The organism is Streptomyces sp. NPDC003011 (genome assembly GCF_053591515.1).
Map to the genome: position 1 here is coordinate 38,509 of NZ_JBSFTY010000039.1, position 15,802 is coordinate 54,310.

Sequence of the window (15,802 nt, forward strand, 5' to 3'; positions counted from 1 at the left end):
TGCCTCCCGGGCCCGACACCGTGCGGGACCCGGTCGCAGGGAGCCGGACAGACCGGAGCAACTCCGCCCCCAGGAAGCGAGACCCCCGATGGACAGCATCATCGGCCGCCCTGCCAAGCCCGGAGAGACCCCGAACCGCAAGGGCATCCCGGTCCCCAAGCCCAAGCCCACGGCCTGAGCATCCGCAGAAGCGGCCGGCCCTGCCCGAGGCGATATCAGCGCCATACGCGCAGGGCCGGCCAAGGCCGTCGGGGCGAGGCCGGGTTCCGGTTCGTCAGCCCCGGCCTACGGCCTCGCCCCGCCGACCCTCGTCCATTCCCCAGCCAGGATGCCGACCACGAACACCCTTAGGAGGGCGCGTGGCTCACGAAGCCCAGACCATCACCGAAGCCCGGCACACCCAGGCGCTGGACGCCGCCGCCCGAGTCGCCGAGACGTCCGCCCAGCTGGAACAGGATTGGTCCAGCGGAGGCGGCATGAGCGCCAGTGAGCCCGCCCAGGGCCACGCCGAACCCGTACCCGACCTCACGCACTTGGACCAGCTCCTGACCGCTCCCGGTTACCAGGTGCTCCGCTCCCGGCCCAAGGTCCCCACCTCCAACGGCGCATGGTTCGCTGACGAGCCCTTCACCCTGAACCGGGCCCGCACGCGCCGCCTGATCGAGGCCTGGGCCGGAGCCCTGGACTCGCTGCTCCTGCGCGACCCGAGCGGCCGGCTGCACGTCGTGAACCACCGCCTCCACATGGAGCTGGTCCCCACCCTGCTCGAACCCCCGCACACCGAGGGCGACGTGCTGTGCGCCGCACTCCAGGCCTACGGTCTTCCGGCGTACGAGCACGGCGAGAGCGGGGTCACCTGGCTGGCCGTGCCGCTGGACCCGGCGACCTCGGAGAGCAATGTCTACGAGGGGACACACTTCCGGATCTCCAGCGGAGAGCACGTGGACCGGGTCGCCTCCGCCCACGACGACGTCTGGGGCGCCTCTCTCTACGACGCCAGGGGCGAGTACGTCGACACCCTCGATGCCTGCCCGCCGGGCTCGACCCTCGCCGAGGACTCCGCCTACTGTGCTCGCGCCATCGCTGAGCGCATCGCTGCCGCAGGCGAGAACAGCCGGGCGTCCGAGTCGCGCCACCGGTGGGAATCGGCCGCCAATCCCACCCCGGGGGAAGGACACACTCACTCAGGAGGGCACGTGACTCACCACGCCCAGAGCACCATCGACCGGCACACCCCTGCCAGCCTCGTCGACATCGCGTCCTGGACCCAGACCCTGCAGAGCCAGCGGGCCGACGCGCGAGGCGTCGCCCGTCTCGTCGCCGACACCCTGCGCGTCCAGTTCCCCCAGGCCGCCTACCTCGTGCTGTTCATCGACGACGATCGCGACATGGCCACCGACCTCTTCCCCGACAGCCTCCGCGACGCCGAGGGCCAGATTCTCAACGACTTCGACAGCCCCAAGCTGCCGCCCCTGCCCGAGGACAGCCCGCTTCGCCCCCTGTGGGGCACCCACTCCCCCACCGACCTCTTCCAGGTCCGGCACATCCTGCGCACCCTGCGACTGAGCGGAGCCGCCTTCGACGACTACCCCGAGGACTTGCGCACGGAGAAGGACGACGAGGGCTACATCCCCTGCCTGCTGCTGTCGAGCCAGGCCCGCCCCGAGCAGTGGAACTACGACGACGATGACGACGACCGCGAACGCCTCCTGCGCCCCTACAGCGCACCGGACCCGCAGCAGTCCGGAGCGGCGGGCGACGTGAGCGCCCCGTTCGCCGACCGGTGCCGCCAGGCCGCCCACCGCGCCCGCGTCGTTGCCGAGATCGCCCGCGACCGCTGGGCCGACCCCGCCACCATGACCGCCCTGCGCATCACCATGGCCGGACACCTGGACGCCGCCGCCGCGCACTTCGACGCCGTGCCCACCGGCTACGACGAGGGAGTGCCGACCGCGGCCACCGAGGAACTGTTCCGCGCCGAGCAGATTGCCGTGGAGCGCCCCGCCGGCCGCTTCCCGGCCGAACTCGGCGAATACATCCTGGCCCCGCTCGTCGACCGCGACCTTCCGTTCCCCGCCCGCCTGGACCCGGTCCGCCCCGAGTTCGAGGACTTCGCCCAGCGGGAGACCGACCTGGTACACGCGCTGCACGTGCTGCACGCCGACGACGAGCACCAGCGGGAACGCACCGAGGACTGGCTCCGGCAGGTCTTCGCCGTCTGGCAGGCCCACGCACGCCTCGCCGGTGAGGTCCGCGTCGACAACGCCCGCCCCAGCAACAAACAGCGCTGACGGCCCGCTTGGTCAGCGGCTGCTGCTGAACCGACCCTCCGACATCGTGTCCCCGGGGCCCGGACGTACGAGCCGCCCCGGGGACACGTCACCCGCACCGACCAGAACCGGCGCGGCGCTCCTGGCCCGCTGTACGCCGCACGGACGGAGATGTCCCGTGATGCACGTCGTCCTTGAGCCACGCACGCTACGCGTCGTCGAGCTCATCGCCGCAGGCGTCAGTCGGCTCGATATCTCCGGCCTGCTCCGCGTCTCCGAGAGCATCGTCAGCCGGGAGGTCGACCGGGCGTGCCATGTGCTCCTGGTAGGGCGGAACCAGCATGCCGGCCTGGTGGACACCGCGATCCGCGAAGGCGTGATCAGCCTGCCCGCGCTGGCACCCCGCCCGTTGGAGGAGTACCTGCTCGACACCCTGCAGTGGATCGCGCGCGGGTACACGAACCCCGAGATCGGTGCCGAACTCTGGTTGTCGGTCGACGCGGTGAAGTCGCGCGTCAAACGCATCCTGCGCGCCCTGGACGCCGAGAACCGCGCGCACGCCGTCGCAATCGGCTGGCAGCGCGGCCTCCTTCCGGTCGAGAGCGTCGAGGCCGTCCGCGTTGCCTTGTTGCCTTGCCGTGTGCCACCGGCTGAAAGTGGGTTGTCTCAACAACTCAAGATTGGATAGAGTGGTGCTCCTGCCGAGATGCGTACTTCCCCGTCACCGAAGGGATTCCTCTCGATGAACAAGCAGTCGCTCGTCGTCGGCGCCGTCCTGGCACTCGGCATCTACTACCTCGGCGCCTCCGGCCTCATCCCGGAGACAACTCACCGCCTGCGCGTCCGCGTCCGTAGGACCCTCGCCCCCTGGGTGGTCAAGCCGGCGTGGCACCCCGCTCGCTGGACATACGAGACCGTCGTTCACGCCCGGTCGGCCCGCAGTATCGCGCTCGCCTTCGTCTTCCACCCGCGCAAGGCAACGGCGTACCTGCGCCAGATGCTCCCCCTCTTCCCGTGGCGCCAGCCCGCCGAGCTGAAGGAGGCGGTCACCGAAGCCGCCCGCCTCCACATCCCGGGCAAGCCAGTGGTCGCAGCCCGCTTCGCCGTCTACCAGGGCCGCTGCGACCTCACGAACGTCACCTTCCGCCACGGCCGCGCGCCCGACGACGTCACCCGCATCACGCTGGGCGGCAACCCCGACCACATGGGCGGACTCAGTCCCGGCCAGGGCACCCGGGCCGAACTCGAAGCCTCCCGCGAGCGCGTCGACACCGCCCTGCGGGCCCTGCCGATCGGCCCGTACATCCGAGTCCTCACCGTCCGCGCCGTCCGGCACGAGGACGGCCACCGCCCCACGACACCCCGGAGGCAGACCACATGACCGGCGCGCGCCGCCTGTGGGAGATCACCCACCCGTCCTCCTGCCACGAGGGCAACTTCTACGCGCCCCCCAGCGAAGGACTCCACACCGCCTACGACTCCTGGTCCGAGTTCCACGACAAGTGGGGCCCCGGCGGGCCCGACCGCGCCCATGTCTTCCGCTGGGACTGGGAGCGGGACACCGGGGAGTACCTGGAGGAAGGCGAGAGGCCGGGGCCCGACCTGCTCAAGGTGTACTGGGTCCTGCAGAGCACCGCGATCCTCGGCTCCACCCAGGTGGTCGTCACCGAGGCCGACGAGCCTGCCGTACGCGCGTGGCTGGCCGAGCAGTCTCAGCACGTCCGCGCGCTGTGGGAGCCGTTCCTCGACGACGCCGGCGCTCCATGGACGCGGTGAGCGGTTCCGGGCCGAACCGCCGCTACACCCTGGAGATCGCCTGCCCCCGTCCCCGCAGCCGCGGTCGCGCCGGCGACGACTTTCACGTCCAGCCGCAGCGTGTCGAGCGGACGGTCGCCACCTTCATCGGCGGCGACGCCGAGCTGACGCTCACCCGCCGAACCGTGCGGCTGCGAGTCACCACCCACCACCCCATCAGGGATGTCACGGTCTGGCACAGCCGCATGGCTCTGATCATGAACGGCCTCTGGCTCGACGTGCCCCGCGTCCGCGGCGAACTTCAGCTGCCCGCGCCGGTCCGCACGCAGATCCAGGAGGTCGACAACTCCCGTTCCTGACCCCCGTTCGTGCACCAGCCGATTCCCTCTCCCGGACAGGAGGAGCACCTTGGCCAGCATCGATTCGTTGACCCTGCCCACCTCCAGCGTGGAACTCGACAACGGCGAGAACCTACGAGACCTCGCCATCGGCGACAGCGTCCGACTCCAGCCCGACACCGGCGTCGGAGGGCTGTGGATCGCCGCCCGGTTCGACGACTACCAGGACCAGCTCACGCTCTACGCCGCGACGATCATCACCAACTGCGCCAAGAACCCGGCGATCGTCTGCCCGCACCACGGCGCCCGGCACGCCCATCCCGTCACGCGTGACGGTCGGGTTCTGCGCCGGCCGAGGCCCGACACCGTGAGCACAGCCCGATGAGCACCGCGCCCCCTCGCCTCAGCCCGGAGCAGGTCGCCGAACACCTCGACAGCCTCGGGGAGACGGCGGCCGCCCTCCTGGTCGGCGCCATGGCCCGCGAACTCACCGTCCTCCGGGGCGAGCGTGATGCCCTCGCCACGCACACCCGTTCCATCGCAGCTCTGCCGAGCAACGGCACGAGCTACAACGGCGCCCTCATCGCGGCGGCGAAGAAGGCACTGGACACCCTGCGCGTGACCAGGCGGTGCCCGGTGGCGGAGAACCGGCGGCACGTGCCCGCGGAATCCCGTGGCGTGACCCGTTGTCGGCTCTGCCACGCCCGCGTCCCCCGCCGGGACTGAAACAACCCTGACTGGGGGCGGTCCCGACGTGGGACCGCCCCCCGCCGACTCCACCGCTTCGGAGACGTGATGCACGAGTACCGCGTACAGACGGCCAAGAGCGCCTTCCCCAAGCCGGGCGACTGGAGGACCGTGCTGGAGACCAGCGACCGGGAGGAGGCGCGCGCCGCATTGAGAGGGGCCCGAGGAGTCTTCTGGCGGCGCCTGGTCCGGGACGGCACCGTGATCCTCGCGCTCACCAACATCAAGCCCCGCATCACCTGGGTCGGAAAGGGCCGGTGGCAGGTGACGTACTTCAGTCCGGAGGGAATCGGCGGCGTCCACTGGTCCGCCGGCCCGTGGGACGTGGTGTACGCCCAGGTTCTGCGCGGGCTGCACGAACGGGCTGCTCGGCATGGGGTGTTGTCGTACGCGATGCACCACCCCGCACGCCGGGCCGGAGACGACGAGACGGGGTGCCGGCGGCGCTGATGGCTACCCCCAGCGGCCACGGGGAGCTTCGGGAACGGGATGATCCGCACGCCGCCGTAGCGCCTCCCGGTCCAGCCGGTCCGCCTCCTGATCGGCCTGGGCCCGAAGTTCGGCCCAGCCCGCTGGCGGCGCGGGCTCAAGGACCCGCTCGTCGTCCCAGATCGGTCCTGGCGTGTGCAGCGCACCAAGCTGTGCCGCCAGGTCCCGCTCGAGCTCGCTGGTCCTGCGCACGAGCTCCCGAGCCTCCTTGTCTCCGTCGCGCACCATCGCGATGAGACGGTGGTCGAACAGGTGGGCCAGCCGCACCTGCCACCAGCGATAGTCCTGGTGGTTCTGGCTGAACGGCGCGCGGTCTAGATCCAGGGCCGACAGAGCCCCGTGCTCGTCCACCCGGGCCAGCACGTCCCGGTGCACCGCGGTCAGCCGCGGCCGTTTACGGGCCTTCTTCGCGTCGGCGGCTACCTCCTCGACACCGGCCCGGCGGTGCAGGAGGGCGTGCATGCCGGCCAGGCACGCGAGCTCGTGCCGGGCGCACCACCAGCCCTCACGGCCGGAGGTGTCGACCAGTTGCAGCAGCCCCGGGCACACGTCACACAACCGGAGCACGATCGGCTCATGCCCGCCCCCACCCGAGCCGTCGCGGTTGTCGCCCGGCCACCACGGCCGCTCTACCGCATCGGTGCGCCCGCACAGCGCACACCCGGACGAGTGGAACGGCTCCTCGCGCAGCGCCGCGCGCAGCCCGCGGACCGCCCGCCACGGCCACACCTCAAGGGAGCCCTGGTACTGGAGATCATCGGTCCAGCCCAGCGACAGGCACTGCTCGCACAGCCCGATGGGGGACGAGGCCAGCGGGGCACCACGCTGGGCGACACGCGCCGCTTGGACCTGCCGCCCGCACCACGAGCAGTTGTTCAGCGGCACTTCCGCCGGCCGCTGATAGGGCACGGTCGCCACCGGCGAGACGGTCAGATCCCGCTCCTCACGAAACAGCAGCCGCCCCTCAACTTCCCCGGCGTGATGGAACATCCGGACGACCTTGCTGCGCCCGGCGAGCGCGAGACGGGTACGCCAGTGGCCGTACCCGACCATGTCCCACACCCGCGCCCGCTCCCCGCGGTCCCGGGCGGCATCGCGCAGACGCTGCTCGGCCTTGCGCTGCTCGGCGGGGTCATCCAGACGCGGCCGCAGGTCCACGGCGAGGTCGACGTGCAGCAGCGATTCCTGGCCGGGCTCGGCGTACGGGCCCACCGCGCGAATCTCCTTGACCCACCACAGCGTCGCATCGGGGTCGGCGTTGACCGCCCGCGCGGCCTTGACCACCTTGGCGACCAGCGCGTCGGCGTTCTTGCGGGTGGACGGCTTGCGGCCAGAGGCGTGGGCCAGGCTCCGTCCGGCGGGGGTCAGCGTCCAGGTCCGGTAGTCGTGGTACTCACAGTCGTCAGTCCTGCAGTTGGAGCAGTGCTGGACCTCGTTAAGGTCATCGGGCGCGGTCAGGTACCCGGCGTCGACGGTCGCGGCCAACAGCGCCAGGCACCCGCCCCGGTCGAGGTGCACAGCGCGCTTCACATCGCGGATGTGAAGCCCGAAGGAATCTCCGCGTTTGAGCAGGTCGCGGATCTCGCGGGTGGCGTGGCCCAGCAGCGGAGCGTCCAAGTCCACGACCCGCTCGCCCTCCTGCCGCCCGACGCCGCCGAGCGGCATCAGCGCGGGACCTCTGTCGCCGTCCTCACGGGCATACCGGGCCGCCATCTCCGCGATGAGGCCCGCCATGTCCCGCCCCAGTTCCTCCACGCTCACCGCTGCACCCCTTCTCTACGTCCGCGCAACCATGCGAGGAGCTCTCCGGAAAGGACCAGCCCACCGCTCAGCTCCTTCCAGCACAGACCTACTGCGACCCTATCGACGCAGGACGACGGCCCATGCCGTCCTGGCTGAATGGAGGACTTGGGAGGTGTTCGGGCATCCGTGCCCCGAGGACCTGGCGGACCAAGTTCGTCTGCTCGTCCACGGCGGATCCAGGGAGGTGTGTCGGTGCTCCCCGCGGTGCGGGGGCAGCGTCCGGGTAGCGCTCCCCACCGGTCCACGGATCAGATCCTCTCAAGAGCCGTCCGATCCGGGGTCAGCGCGACTTGGCCCGGTGCGTGCCACCGGGGACGAAGTAGCGGGCGCCGATCCGGTCCTGAGGGTCCATGTACACCAGGGCTCTGAACCACGGTGTGGCCTTGCGGGGGGACTTGGCACGAAGGAGCGTGGCGTAGGCGAAGAGCACCCGGATCGCCGGGCGGTTGTCGATCAGCCCGTATTCGAGGACGTCGCGGAACGGGAAGGGCAGCGACTGCTGGACGAGCCAGACACCGGCCTCGGCCCATTCCAGGGCTTCTTCCAGGTCGCCGGGGACTCCGTCCTCGTCGATACCCTCGCCTTCGTCCAGCCCAGCGCAGCTGTAGGCGAAGTCGGTGTACGCCTCCAGGCATCTGGGGTGGAGCAGCCGGCCGTCGATCTCGACGCAGGCCTTTTCGTAGGCCTCGTCCTCCTCCGGGCTGGACTCGCCGTCCGGTAGCCAGATCCGCTCCATCCGCCACATGGGACGCGGCGCCAGGGCCGCGATCTTCTTCTCCAGCGGAGTCGGGCGGTCCTCGATGTGGTCGTTGGCGTCGAACAGGTCATGGTCCGCGGTGCCCGTCCAAGCAGCCAGGGGCCGATCGAGTTTGGCTTTCACCAGATCGGTGATCTCGCCGGTCGCACGCAGCCAGGGCATCACGCCCTCGAACGCCCCGGCCTCCTCTTCCTTGGTCAATCCCAAAGTCATGGGCATCAGTGTGCTCGCCTCGGTGACACTGCCGGGACCGGCCGTGGAAAGAAGAGCCCGGTGCCGACCCTGCCACCCATCGCGTCGGAGCCTGACTGCCGACGTCCCGTGCGGTGACCCCGTGCGGTGACAAGGAGACAGTGGTCGGCCAGGACACCGGCCGGCCACGGGCATTACCCCCTGCGTGACTTGATCGTTGGTAAGGACATGGGCAGGCGCAAGCAGAGCAAGCCGCGGCGATCGCGACCGGTACCTCCTCCGGACGGGGTGTGCGACACCCCGTTCGTCATGGAGCGCGCCGAGTGGCTCGGCTACATCACCGGGCAGGAGCAGCCGTTGGGCTACGCGACCGCGGGGGAAAGCTACGACGCGGTGATGGCGGGCATCGCCGGTTTCGTCGACCACCGGGAGCAGGCGGACGGCACCTGGATGCCTGTCCTTGATCCGCGCGACGGGCGACCCTGGCAGGCCCTGCAGACAGACGAACCGGTCACCACTCTGTACCGGTCGCTGACCGTCGCGAGTCTGCTGGCGGACCAGATTCTTCCGCCCGGCTCGGTGGTGCTGCACACGATCGGCATGGACCCGTACCTGCTCACCGACACCTATCGGCAGCGGCATCCCGGGCAGAACCCGGTCATCTCCCGCATGTGGATGGATGTTGCCGGCGTGCGGTTCGCCCCGGAGCCCGCCTGACTGGCTTCGGCCTGTCCGTCGGTGGAGGTGGTCCTGTCCGGGGTTGGGGCCCGGTAAGAACCGTGTCATCAGCCCCGCAAATGGCGACAGTTCCGCCAGTGCTGAGGGGCCCGCACGCGTCACCGCCAGGGCCCATCAGGGAACCCTGGCTCGTCGGCCATCGGGTGGAGGAACTTAAAGAGGCTGTCCCACAGGACCGTCACCGTCTCCGGGTCCGGGTTCGGCGTGCCACGCAGGAAGGGATGGAACAGTTCGTCGGACAACTCGCACACCATGTACTCCGCCGCTCTGGCGAGAGCGTCTGCCCCACCCTCAAGGGTCTCCCTGCCCTCGGACGGCGGAAACGTCCGGGCAGCCCTCAAGACCTTGCCGGTCCACTCCTGCATGAACACCGAGACGGCCTCAAGCTCCTCCTCCGTGGGCAGCGGGGGAAGTTCGGACTCGACCTTCGCACGACGGCGTACGGCATCGACGGCCTGGCGGTGGTTCTTCCCGCTATCCCGCGCGGCGCGTGCCGCGTTCTTGCGGGCGTGATTGGCGACCATGCTCGTTTCCTGATCTCGGCGCGCGCTGCCCGTGAGCTGGCACACCGGAGTCGGTGAGCAGGTGGCTGCGTTCTCGCTGACGATGCGGAGCACCTGGGGCCGTAGGCGTTCCAACCGGTCACGGGCCGACGGAACTGAGGCCGGGCCGACGCGAGAGATCGGCCATCGCCAGCCATGCTACCCGGATGCGACGGCCGTCAAGGCACCTTGCAGCGCTGCCGTTTGCGGCTGATGACACGGTTCTTGCCGGGTGCCCGGGTTGGCGTCGAACCTGCGGGCGCCAAGGTCGCCGACGCTTGTCTCGCGGCCGCAGCGTCGAAGTGTGCGTCCAGACCGAGGCACGCTGTGGTCGAACCGTGCGATAGGCGGGACATCCGCTCACAGGCGCGCCTACGCTGATCCACGATGTCCCGGTGGTCCCCCCGTGCCGCCGGGACGTCCTTGCAGTGAAATGGGGTTGAATGAACAACTCTTCATTGGCTAGGATGGGCGCCCTGCCCGAGACGCGCGGCGCCCTGCCCACCAGGGGTGTTCCACACCCGGCCCCCGCTGGACCGCCGACGGCGGACCCCTCGGGTCCCCCACGGCAGTGCTCCGCACCAGGCCAGCGGCCCGGCAGCCAACTCGGCCGGAGACACAGACCCAAGCCCGGCCACAGGAGGGATCCTGACCGTGCACGACGACACTGCACTCACCACCCGCACCGACGAGCAGCGCATCTGGTACCTGGCCACCCTCGGGAGGGGTGAACTGCTCCAGCAGCTCGCGCCGCTGGGACTGCCGACGGCCATCACCCACGACACCATCGCGTGCGCCCAATGGATGATTCTCGCCGCACACACTCACAACCGCGCAGCCTGGGAGATTGCCCAGAACGTCGTGCAGCCCCTCGCGAGTGCCTCGGCGTTCGTAGTCATGCCCGATGAAGAGCCCGAGCCCGTGGCCCATGTCGCCCTCGTGCCGGCGATCCGCAGGCGCACCGAGGGCAACATCACCGGCCTCTACGCCGAGCTGCTGCTCTTCGAGCAGGACGGTCGGGTGAACCAGGGTGCCTACCGCCTCTCCCGTCTGCCGCAGGAGAGGCACTGGATCATCGACACCAACTACGGCCCCATCGGCGCCAGCGACCAGCCGTTCGGGTCATCCAGGCTCGGCCGCCGACGCACCCTTCGGCCCGCCGTCACCACCGAACTCGACCGGCTCGCCGAAGGGCTCTGAAGCCGTGCGCCCGCGAGGGCCGAGGCTCGGCTCTCGCGGGCTCGGCACACCACTCGCCGTATCCCGCCTCCCAGACGAAGGACGACTGCATGGTCCGCGGCATCCAACCCGAGCCACCGTTCACTCTTGACACTGCCGAGATGACCCGGCAGCCCGAGCGCACCGTCCGATTCCACCGCATCCAGGCCGCGCTGGCCGTTCTCGCGATCACCGTCCTGCTCGGCGCGCTGGCCGTCATGCTCACCAGCACGGCGTATCTGGCCGTGACCAAGTCCCGGGACTGGCACGACATGTTCGGCTGGTGGGACACGCGGATGGCACTCATAGCCGTGCTCCCGGCGAGCTTCTACGCCTGGCGCTGGAACCGCATCCGGGCCGCCTGGGCCTTCCGTGGATATCACCTCGGCGACGAGGAGCTCTATGTCCGCACCGGGCTGATGTTCCGCAAGTTCGTCGTCCTGGCCTATGCCCGGATTCAGGAGGTGGACGTCTCCTCGGGACCTCTCCAGCGCCGCTTCCGTCTGGCCACCCTCACGATCAGCAGTGCTGCGGGAAGCGACACCATCGCGGACATCGACCCGCGGACCGCACAGGAACTGCGCGACCAGCTCACCGAGCTCACCCGGGAGCGGAGGCTGCCGGTATGACCCCGCAGCTTCTCCAGGGCCGCCTTCACCCGGTCACGCCCCTGAAGCACAGCTGGGTCGTGCTCATCGGCCTCGCCAGCGTGGCCTACAACCAGCGCGACCTCCTCAACGAGCCCTCCCAGACCGGCGGGAAGGTCGACGTACCGCTGTGGGCGGCCTGCCTCGTCGCCTCGGTGGTCGTCGCCGGCACGGTCGGCCTGTTCACCGCCGCTTGGTGGTACAGCCACTACAGCCTCGACGGCGACGTGCTCCGCTACCGCAACGGCCTGCTGTTCAAAGTCCGGCGCGACTGCGAGCTCCACCACGTGCAGAGCGTCAACATCGACCGGCCCTTCCTCGGCAAGCTCATCGGCGTCTGCACCCTTCAGGTCGTCATGTCCGGCACGACGATGGAGTTGTCCTACCTCACCCTCAACCAGGCACGCACGCTCAAGGCGCGCATTCTCTCCGAGGACACCGGTGACGAGAAGCTCTACCAGGTGAAGCCGGCACACCTCGTGCTCGCCCTGCTCCTCGACGTCGGCACCAACCTCTCCTCCCTCGTCCTCGCTGTCTTCGGCCTCCTCCCGTACGTCCTGTCGGGCGAAGTGTTCGCGCTCTCCACCCTGATCGGGTTCGTCCCCAAGCTCTGGCGGCTGACCGGCGAGAAACTCTTCGTCTGCAGCGGGTGGTCCGTCACCCGGACCGCTGAGGGCAGCTACCGCACCGACTTCGGCATGTTCGACACCCAGCAGTGCACCTACCGGGACACCCGCGTTGCCTCGATCGAAATCCATCAGCCGGTCCTGTGGCGCAGGTTCGACTGGGTCGAGGTCAGGATCGCCGTCGCGGGAGTGCCCGTCCCCGGCCTGCTCGTGCCCGTCTGTCCCCGTTCGGTGGCCGAGAAGATGGTCCTCCACCTCCTGGGCCCGGACGCCGTGGCGCACCTGCACGATCCCCTCCCGGCACCGTCGAAGGCCAGGATGGCCACCCCCTTCCACAGGGCCCTCGGATACCGGCTCGGCGACGGGTACTTCACCTCCTGGAGCGGGTTCTTCCTCCGCAACGTCACGACGATCTGTCCCACCGCGCGGATCCAGGCCGTTGAGGCCGACCAGGGGCCGTGGCAGCGCAGGCTGGGGCTGGCGAGTGTCCACGCCCACATGGCCGGAGGCACCGCCGTGCCGGCTTCCCATCGCACCGCCGAGGAGGCGGCGGAGCTCACCACCCGGCTCTACGCCGAGTCGATGCGCTCCGCACAGCCGGTCGTCCGCACGGCGTCGTGGGTGACGGGCGGCCTGCGGTAGGCGCGGCCGCGCCGAGTCGCCTCGACGAATGCGCCGTAGCCCGGCGACCGAACCGTGCGCTCGTGCCGGTGGGGCCCCGCACCCCACCGGCACAGCGCGCGTGCCCGCTCCCATCGCACTACCAGCCTCACCGCAGGAGGAGTTGTGCAGAAACTCGTGATCGACCAGTCCGAAGTCCGGTTGTCGGAGAGGCTCGCGGCCCGAGGCGCGCCCGGCTTCCCCCGTCCGCTCTCCTGGTGGCAGCGCTACGCCCCGAGCTGGCTCGACGTCACCGAGGACGACCACGGCCGCCTCGTCCTCGAGCCGAACGGTCACCGCGCCGACGGCATCGTCCTCGAAGTGACAACCGCGCTGCGCCGCCGTCACCTGCGCTACGCCCTGAACTGGATCGGCGACCAGATCCACCTGGACTTCTCCAGCGCTGTGTTCCTCGTTCCCGTTCCCGACCGCCATACGCGAGGGCCCGCATGACCCTCCAATCCGAGAATCCCAGCTGGCTCGACGAGGCAATCCGGTACATGTCCTGGCAGGCCCAGGAGTGGGCCCGGACGGGGGTGCTCCCCCAGGAGCCGTCGTACGACCTCACGCGGCTCGAACTCGGCACCGAGACCTGCACGTGCCACTGCTGGGGCAACCACCCGACCAGGCCCGGCGTCTGCGACGCCTCCTCCCACCCCGAAACGACGCTTCGCGACGGTCCTGCCTGTCTCGGCTGCTACAACGCCGCCGTCGAAGGCCGAGCCGGCCCGACGGGCATCGCGTCACCGCCCACTCGAAGGAGCACCGCGTTGAACTCCCCCGTGCTGGACCACCTGGTCGGACACGGCACCGGCGAACAGCCCTGCCGGATCCGGCTGGCCGACGGCGTCATCATCTCCGTCCTCGCCAACCCCGTCGCCCGCTGCCTCAAGCACCTCGACACGGACACCTACGCGGCCGTGGAGGTCACACTGCCCGCGGGGATCTGCGGACCGGAGAACTGGAATCGCTACGAGGACGGAGCGCTCGGCTCCGGCCACTACTCCTGGCTGGACGTGGCTCTGCTGCGTGAGTTCGTCCAGCAGCACGGAGGCGAGCACCGCGCGGAGGGCCCCGAGGTGGACATCGAATCCGATGCCCCTCTCACCCCCGCCGACGCCGAGGCCAGCGCGCACCTGCTGGCTCTCACCGAGTCGCTGGGCGTCGAGCCCGCAGACCTCGATGAGGCCGTGCACGACGCGGCCGCACGCTACGCGAGCGACGAGTGCAACGACACCAGCGCGGCGGACTCACCCGAGGCGGCCGACGCTATCTACGACGAGGCCGGCCGCCAGGCCGCCGACGACGTCAACAACCAGGGCCTCGCCCGGCAGGTGAGCTACCTCGTCGCGCAGTACGGCGCCGAAGCAACCGAGGAGATCGTCCGCGCCGCCGCCCCCACAGGGGATCGCTGATGTCGGCCGCGCTGTATGTCCAGGAGCAGATCGAGTCGGGGGAGGTGTGCCAGCGCTGGCGGGATCGCCGCCATAGCTGGCGGCCGATCCACGAGGGCGGCTTCGATCCGGCACGCTACGCGGTCCGGGAACTGCCGAAGGAGCAGATCGGCTCTGCCAAAGAGTTCGTCCTCGCGCACCACTACAGTGGTTCCTGGCCCGCAGTCCGATTCGCCTACGGCCTGTTCGACACCGCCGCGAACACCAAGGACGGCGTGCTGGTGGGCGTGCTCACCCTGGGCATCCCCATGCATGTTGGTGTTCTGCGAGGGCCGTTCAAACGGCTCGAACCGTACGTCGAGTCCCTGGAGTTGAACCGGCTGGTTCTGCTGGACGAGGTGTTCGCCAACGCGGAGACATGGTTCCAGGCCAGGGCCTTTCGCCTGGCAGCCGCGCGGAACGTTCTGGGGATCGTGGCGCACAGCGATCCGGAGCCCCGTGAGCGCATCACACCCACCGGTCCTGAACTCGTACATCCAGGACATTACGGGACCATTTACCAGGCCAAGGGGATGGAGTACCTGGGCCGGACCAGTCCGCGGCGCCTGACCGTCCTGCCGGACGCCTCCATCCTCACCGACCGCGCCATCGCCAAGGTGTGCGCCGCCGGACGTGCCGCCGGGAGCGGCCACGGCGGGGTCGAACAGCGCCTGGTCGCGTTCGGCGCCCGGCCTCGCGACCCGGGCGAGCCAGGCCGGCCGTGGCTGGACGAGACCCTGCACACCATCGGGGCGACCGTGATGCACCACGGCGGCAACCACCGGTACAGGGCATGGATAGGGCCCCGCAGGCGCCACGACCCTGGGAACAGCCCGGGCTCCGTCACCACCTACCCGTACCCCAAGAAGCATCAGATATAGAGTTGCATCGACAACTCGTGTTTCGATAGGATGGCAGCCCGCCCACGTGAGGCCAAGGTTCACCAGGCGCCTCCTACAGATCACACGCTGGGCAGCCTCTCTGATACCGCTGGGCTCACCCTTGGCGCCGCCACCTCTGCGCATCCACTCCACCAGAAGGAGCGAGGCCCGTGGATTTCAGCGCCCCTCCTACCGGCACCCTCACGGTCAGCCCGCCCCTCAACCCACAGGAAACCGCGTTCCTGCGCAGCTTCTCCGCCAGCCGCCGGATGCGCCGCCGCGAAGGCCCTTACTCCACGCGCGAGGACGTTCCCTACGACGACCTCGGACCTGTGGACTACAACCGGCCCCACGAAGGGCAACCGGGCCTGTCATGCAACTGGGAGCCCACCGACGACGGTGCCGGCATTCGCTGGGACGGCAGTACGAGCTTCGACCACGCGGATGAGTGGCTTCAGTACATCGTGGACCACTTCCTGCGCCCGGGTGCCGTCGCACAACACCTTGCCGACTCCTCGCAGCGTCCCGACCAGGTGGACTTCAGCACCTTCACCTTCGACCACCACGTCAACGGCGAACTCCACGGTCAGGTCGAGTACTGCTGCGACTGGCAGGCCCACTGCATCCTCACCGTCGAGGAAGACACGGTCCGCACCCGCTACGAGAGGCCCCGCCAGTAACCGCCGAGCTACGCCTCCTCCCCCTT

General features: G+C 69.8%; 19 protein-coding genes. 16 read left to right on the plus strand and 3 right to left on the minus strand.

Annotated features, from left to right (window positions below):
* Nucleotides 1-359 precede the first annotated feature (359 nt).
* The 8 genes from ACWD0J_RS20920 (at nucleotide 360) to ACWD0J_RS20955 (ending at nucleotide 5,560) form a co-directional block, all read left to right on the plus strand.
* Nucleotides 360-2,291 carry a hypothetical protein gene (locus ACWD0J_RS20920; RefSeq protein ID WP_451497315.1) on the plus strand — a complete coding sequence of 644 codons (1,932 nt, stop codon included), beginning with the start codon at nucleotides 360-362 and terminating at the stop codon, nucleotides 2,289-2,291.
* A gap of 160 nt (nucleotides 2,292-2,451) precedes the next feature.
* Nucleotides 2,452-2,958: a response regulator transcription factor gene (locus ACWD0J_RS20925; RefSeq protein WP_451497370.1), complete on the plus strand. Its 507-nt coding sequence runs from the start codon at nucleotides 2,452-2,454 to the stop codon at nucleotides 2,956-2,958.
* Nucleotides 2,959-3,012: 54 nt separating this feature from the next.
* Nucleotides 3,013-3,651 carry a hypothetical protein gene (locus tag ACWD0J_RS20930; RefSeq protein ID WP_451497316.1) on the plus strand — a complete coding sequence of 213 codons (639 nt, stop codon included), beginning with the start codon at nucleotides 3,013-3,015 and terminating at the stop codon, nucleotides 3,649-3,651.
* Nucleotides 3,648-4,046 (plus strand): hypothetical protein, encoded by a 399-nt coding sequence (locus ACWD0J_RS20935; RefSeq protein ID WP_451497317.1) that lies wholly within the window; start codon nucleotides 3,648-3,650, stop codon nucleotides 4,044-4,046. Before ACWD0J_RS20930 ends, ACWD0J_RS20935 begins: the two co-directional genes overlap by 4 nt.
* Complete coding sequence (locus tag ACWD0J_RS20940; protein WP_451497318.1) at nucleotides 4,034-4,384, plus strand: hypothetical protein; 351 nt, start codon at nucleotides 4,034-4,036, stop codon at nucleotides 4,382-4,384. The genes ACWD0J_RS20935 and ACWD0J_RS20940 overlap by 13 nt, the downstream gene beginning before the upstream one ends.
* Nucleotides 4,385-4,433: 49 nt before the next feature.
* Nucleotides 4,434-4,748 (plus strand): hypothetical protein, encoded by a 315-nt coding sequence (locus ACWD0J_RS20945; protein WP_451497319.1) that lies wholly within the window; start codon nucleotides 4,434-4,436, stop codon nucleotides 4,746-4,748.
* Nucleotides 4,745-5,089, plus strand: a complete 345-nt coding sequence (locus ACWD0J_RS20950) for a hypothetical protein (RefSeq protein ID WP_451497320.1) — start codon at nucleotides 4,745-4,747, stop codon at nucleotides 5,087-5,089. Before ACWD0J_RS20945 ends, ACWD0J_RS20950 begins: the two co-directional genes overlap by 4 nt.
* Nucleotides 5,090-5,158: 69 nt before the next feature.
* Nucleotides 5,159-5,560 (plus strand): hypothetical protein, encoded by a 402-nt coding sequence (locus ACWD0J_RS20955; RefSeq protein WP_451497321.1) that lies wholly within the window; start codon nucleotides 5,159-5,161, stop codon nucleotides 5,558-5,560.
* Between the two features lie 3 nt (nucleotides 5,561-5,563).
* On the opposite strand, the gene ACWD0J_RS20960 is transcribed toward ACWD0J_RS20955, so the two are convergent.
* Nucleotides 5,564-7,360, minus strand: coding sequence for a hypothetical protein (locus tag ACWD0J_RS20960; protein ID WP_451497322.1), 1,797 nt, complete (start codon nucleotides 7,358-7,360; stop codon nucleotides 5,564-5,566).
* A 322-nt stretch (nucleotides 7,361-7,682) separates the two neighbouring features.
* The gene (locus ACWD0J_RS20965; RefSeq protein WP_451497323.1) at nucleotides 7,683-8,372 is read right to left on the minus strand and encodes a hypothetical protein; all 690 of its coding nucleotides are present in this window, start codon (nucleotides 8,370-8,372) and stop codon (nucleotides 7,683-7,685) included.
* Between the two features lie 288 nt (nucleotides 8,373-8,660).
* On the opposite strand from ACWD0J_RS20965, the gene ACWD0J_RS20970 reads away from it, so the two are divergent.
* Nucleotides 8,661-9,068 carry a hypothetical protein gene (locus ACWD0J_RS20970; RefSeq protein ID WP_451497324.1) on the plus strand — a complete coding sequence of 136 codons (408 nt, stop codon included), beginning with the start codon at nucleotides 8,661-8,663 and terminating at the stop codon, nucleotides 9,066-9,068.
* A 119-nt stretch (nucleotides 9,069-9,187) separates the two neighbouring features.
* On the opposite strand, the gene ACWD0J_RS20975 is transcribed toward ACWD0J_RS20970, so the two are convergent.
* Nucleotides 9,188-9,613 carry a hypothetical protein gene (locus ACWD0J_RS20975; RefSeq protein WP_451497325.1) on the minus strand — a complete coding sequence of 142 codons (426 nt, stop codon included), beginning with the start codon at nucleotides 9,611-9,613 and terminating at the stop codon, nucleotides 9,188-9,190.
* Nucleotides 9,614-10,285: 672 nt separating this feature from the next.
* On the opposite strand from ACWD0J_RS20975, the gene ACWD0J_RS20980 reads away from it, so the two are divergent.
* The 7 genes from ACWD0J_RS20980 to ACWD0J_RS21010 all read left to right on the plus strand — a co-directional run bounded on the left by ACWD0J_RS20980 (nucleotide 10,286) and on the right by ACWD0J_RS21010 (nucleotide 15,776).
* The gene (locus tag ACWD0J_RS20980) at nucleotides 10,286-10,831 is read left to right on the plus strand and encodes a hypothetical protein (protein ID WP_451497326.1); all 546 of its coding nucleotides are present in this window, start codon (nucleotides 10,286-10,288) and stop codon (nucleotides 10,829-10,831) included.
* 140 nt (nucleotides 10,832-10,971) lie between these two features.
* Nucleotides 10,972-11,478: a PH domain-containing protein gene (locus ACWD0J_RS20985; protein WP_451497327.1), complete on the plus strand. Its 507-nt coding sequence runs from the start codon at nucleotides 10,972-10,974 to the stop codon at nucleotides 11,476-11,478.
* On the plus strand, nucleotides 11,475-12,764 hold the full coding sequence (locus ACWD0J_RS20990; RefSeq protein WP_451497328.1) for a PH domain-containing protein: 1,290 nt from the start codon (nucleotides 11,475-11,477) through the stop codon (nucleotides 12,762-12,764). Before ACWD0J_RS20985 ends, ACWD0J_RS20990 begins: the two co-directional genes overlap by 4 nt.
* 144 nt (nucleotides 12,765-12,908) lie before the next feature.
* The gene (locus tag ACWD0J_RS20995; RefSeq protein WP_451497329.1) at nucleotides 12,909-13,235 is read left to right on the plus strand and encodes a hypothetical protein; all 327 of its coding nucleotides are present in this window, start codon (nucleotides 12,909-12,911) and stop codon (nucleotides 13,233-13,235) included.
* A complete protein-coding gene (locus ACWD0J_RS21000) occupies nucleotides 13,232-14,197 on the plus strand; it encodes a hypothetical protein (RefSeq protein ID WP_451497330.1) in 966 nt (321 codons plus the stop codon). The genes ACWD0J_RS20995 and ACWD0J_RS21000 overlap by 4 nt, the downstream gene beginning before the upstream one ends.
* Nucleotides 14,197-15,096 (plus strand): Mom family adenine methylcarbamoylation protein, encoded by a 900-nt coding sequence (locus ACWD0J_RS21005; protein WP_451497331.1) that lies wholly within the window; start codon nucleotides 14,197-14,199, stop codon nucleotides 15,094-15,096. Before ACWD0J_RS21000 ends, ACWD0J_RS21005 begins: the two co-directional genes overlap by 1 nt.
* 170 nt (nucleotides 15,097-15,266) lie before the next feature.
* Complete coding sequence (locus tag ACWD0J_RS21010; RefSeq protein WP_451497332.1) at nucleotides 15,267-15,776, plus strand: hypothetical protein; 510 nt, start codon at nucleotides 15,267-15,269, stop codon at nucleotides 15,774-15,776.
* Nucleotides 15,777-15,802 lie beyond the last annotated feature (26 nt).

Excerpts from the sequence above, each read along its gene's own strand:
- ACWD0J_RS21000 (WP_451497330.1), top strand. The coding sequence starts at position 13,232 with ATGACCCTCCAATCCGAGAATCCCAGCTGGCTCGACGAGGCAATCCGG.
- ACWD0J_RS20930 (WP_451497316.1), top strand. The coding sequence starts at position 3,013 with ATGAACAAGCAGTCGCTCGTCGTCGGCGCCGTCCTGGCACTCGGCATC.
- ACWD0J_RS21005 (WP_451497331.1), top strand. The coding sequence starts at position 14,197 with ATGTCGGCCGCGCTGTATGTCCAGGAGCAGATCGAGTCGGGGGAGGTG.
- ACWD0J_RS20975 (WP_451497325.1), bottom strand. The coding sequence starts at position 9,613 with ATGGTCGCCAATCACGCCCGCAAGAACGCGGCACGCGCCGCGCGGGAT.
- ACWD0J_RS20965 (WP_451497323.1), bottom strand. The coding sequence starts at position 8,372 with ATGACTTTGGGATTGACCAAGGAAGAGGAGGCCGGGGCGTTCGAGGGC.
- ACWD0J_RS20985 (WP_451497327.1), top strand. The coding sequence starts at position 10,972 with ATGACCCGGCAGCCCGAGCGCACCGTCCGATTCCACCGCATCCAGGCC.
- ACWD0J_RS20940 (WP_451497318.1), top strand. The coding sequence starts at position 4,034 with ATGGACGCGGTGAGCGGTTCCGGGCCGAACCGCCGCTACACCCTGGAG.
- ACWD0J_RS20925 (WP_451497370.1), top strand. The coding sequence starts at position 2,452 with ATGCACGTCGTCCTTGAGCCACGCACGCTACGCGTCGTCGAGCTCATC.
- ACWD0J_RS20935 (WP_451497317.1), top strand. The coding sequence starts at position 3,648 with ATGACCGGCGCGCGCCGCCTGTGGGAGATCACCCACCCGTCCTCCTGC.
- ACWD0J_RS20970 (WP_451497324.1), top strand. The coding sequence starts at position 8,661 with ATGGAGCGCGCCGAGTGGCTCGGCTACATCACCGGGCAGGAGCAGCCG.
- ACWD0J_RS20990 (WP_451497328.1), top strand. The coding sequence starts at position 11,475 with ATGACCCCGCAGCTTCTCCAGGGCCGCCTTCACCCGGTCACGCCCCTG.
- ACWD0J_RS20950 (WP_451497320.1), top strand. The coding sequence starts at position 4,745 with ATGAGCACCGCGCCCCCTCGCCTCAGCCCGGAGCAGGTCGCCGAACAC.
- ACWD0J_RS20955 (WP_451497321.1), top strand. The coding sequence starts at position 5,159 with ATGCACGAGTACCGCGTACAGACGGCCAAGAGCGCCTTCCCCAAGCCG.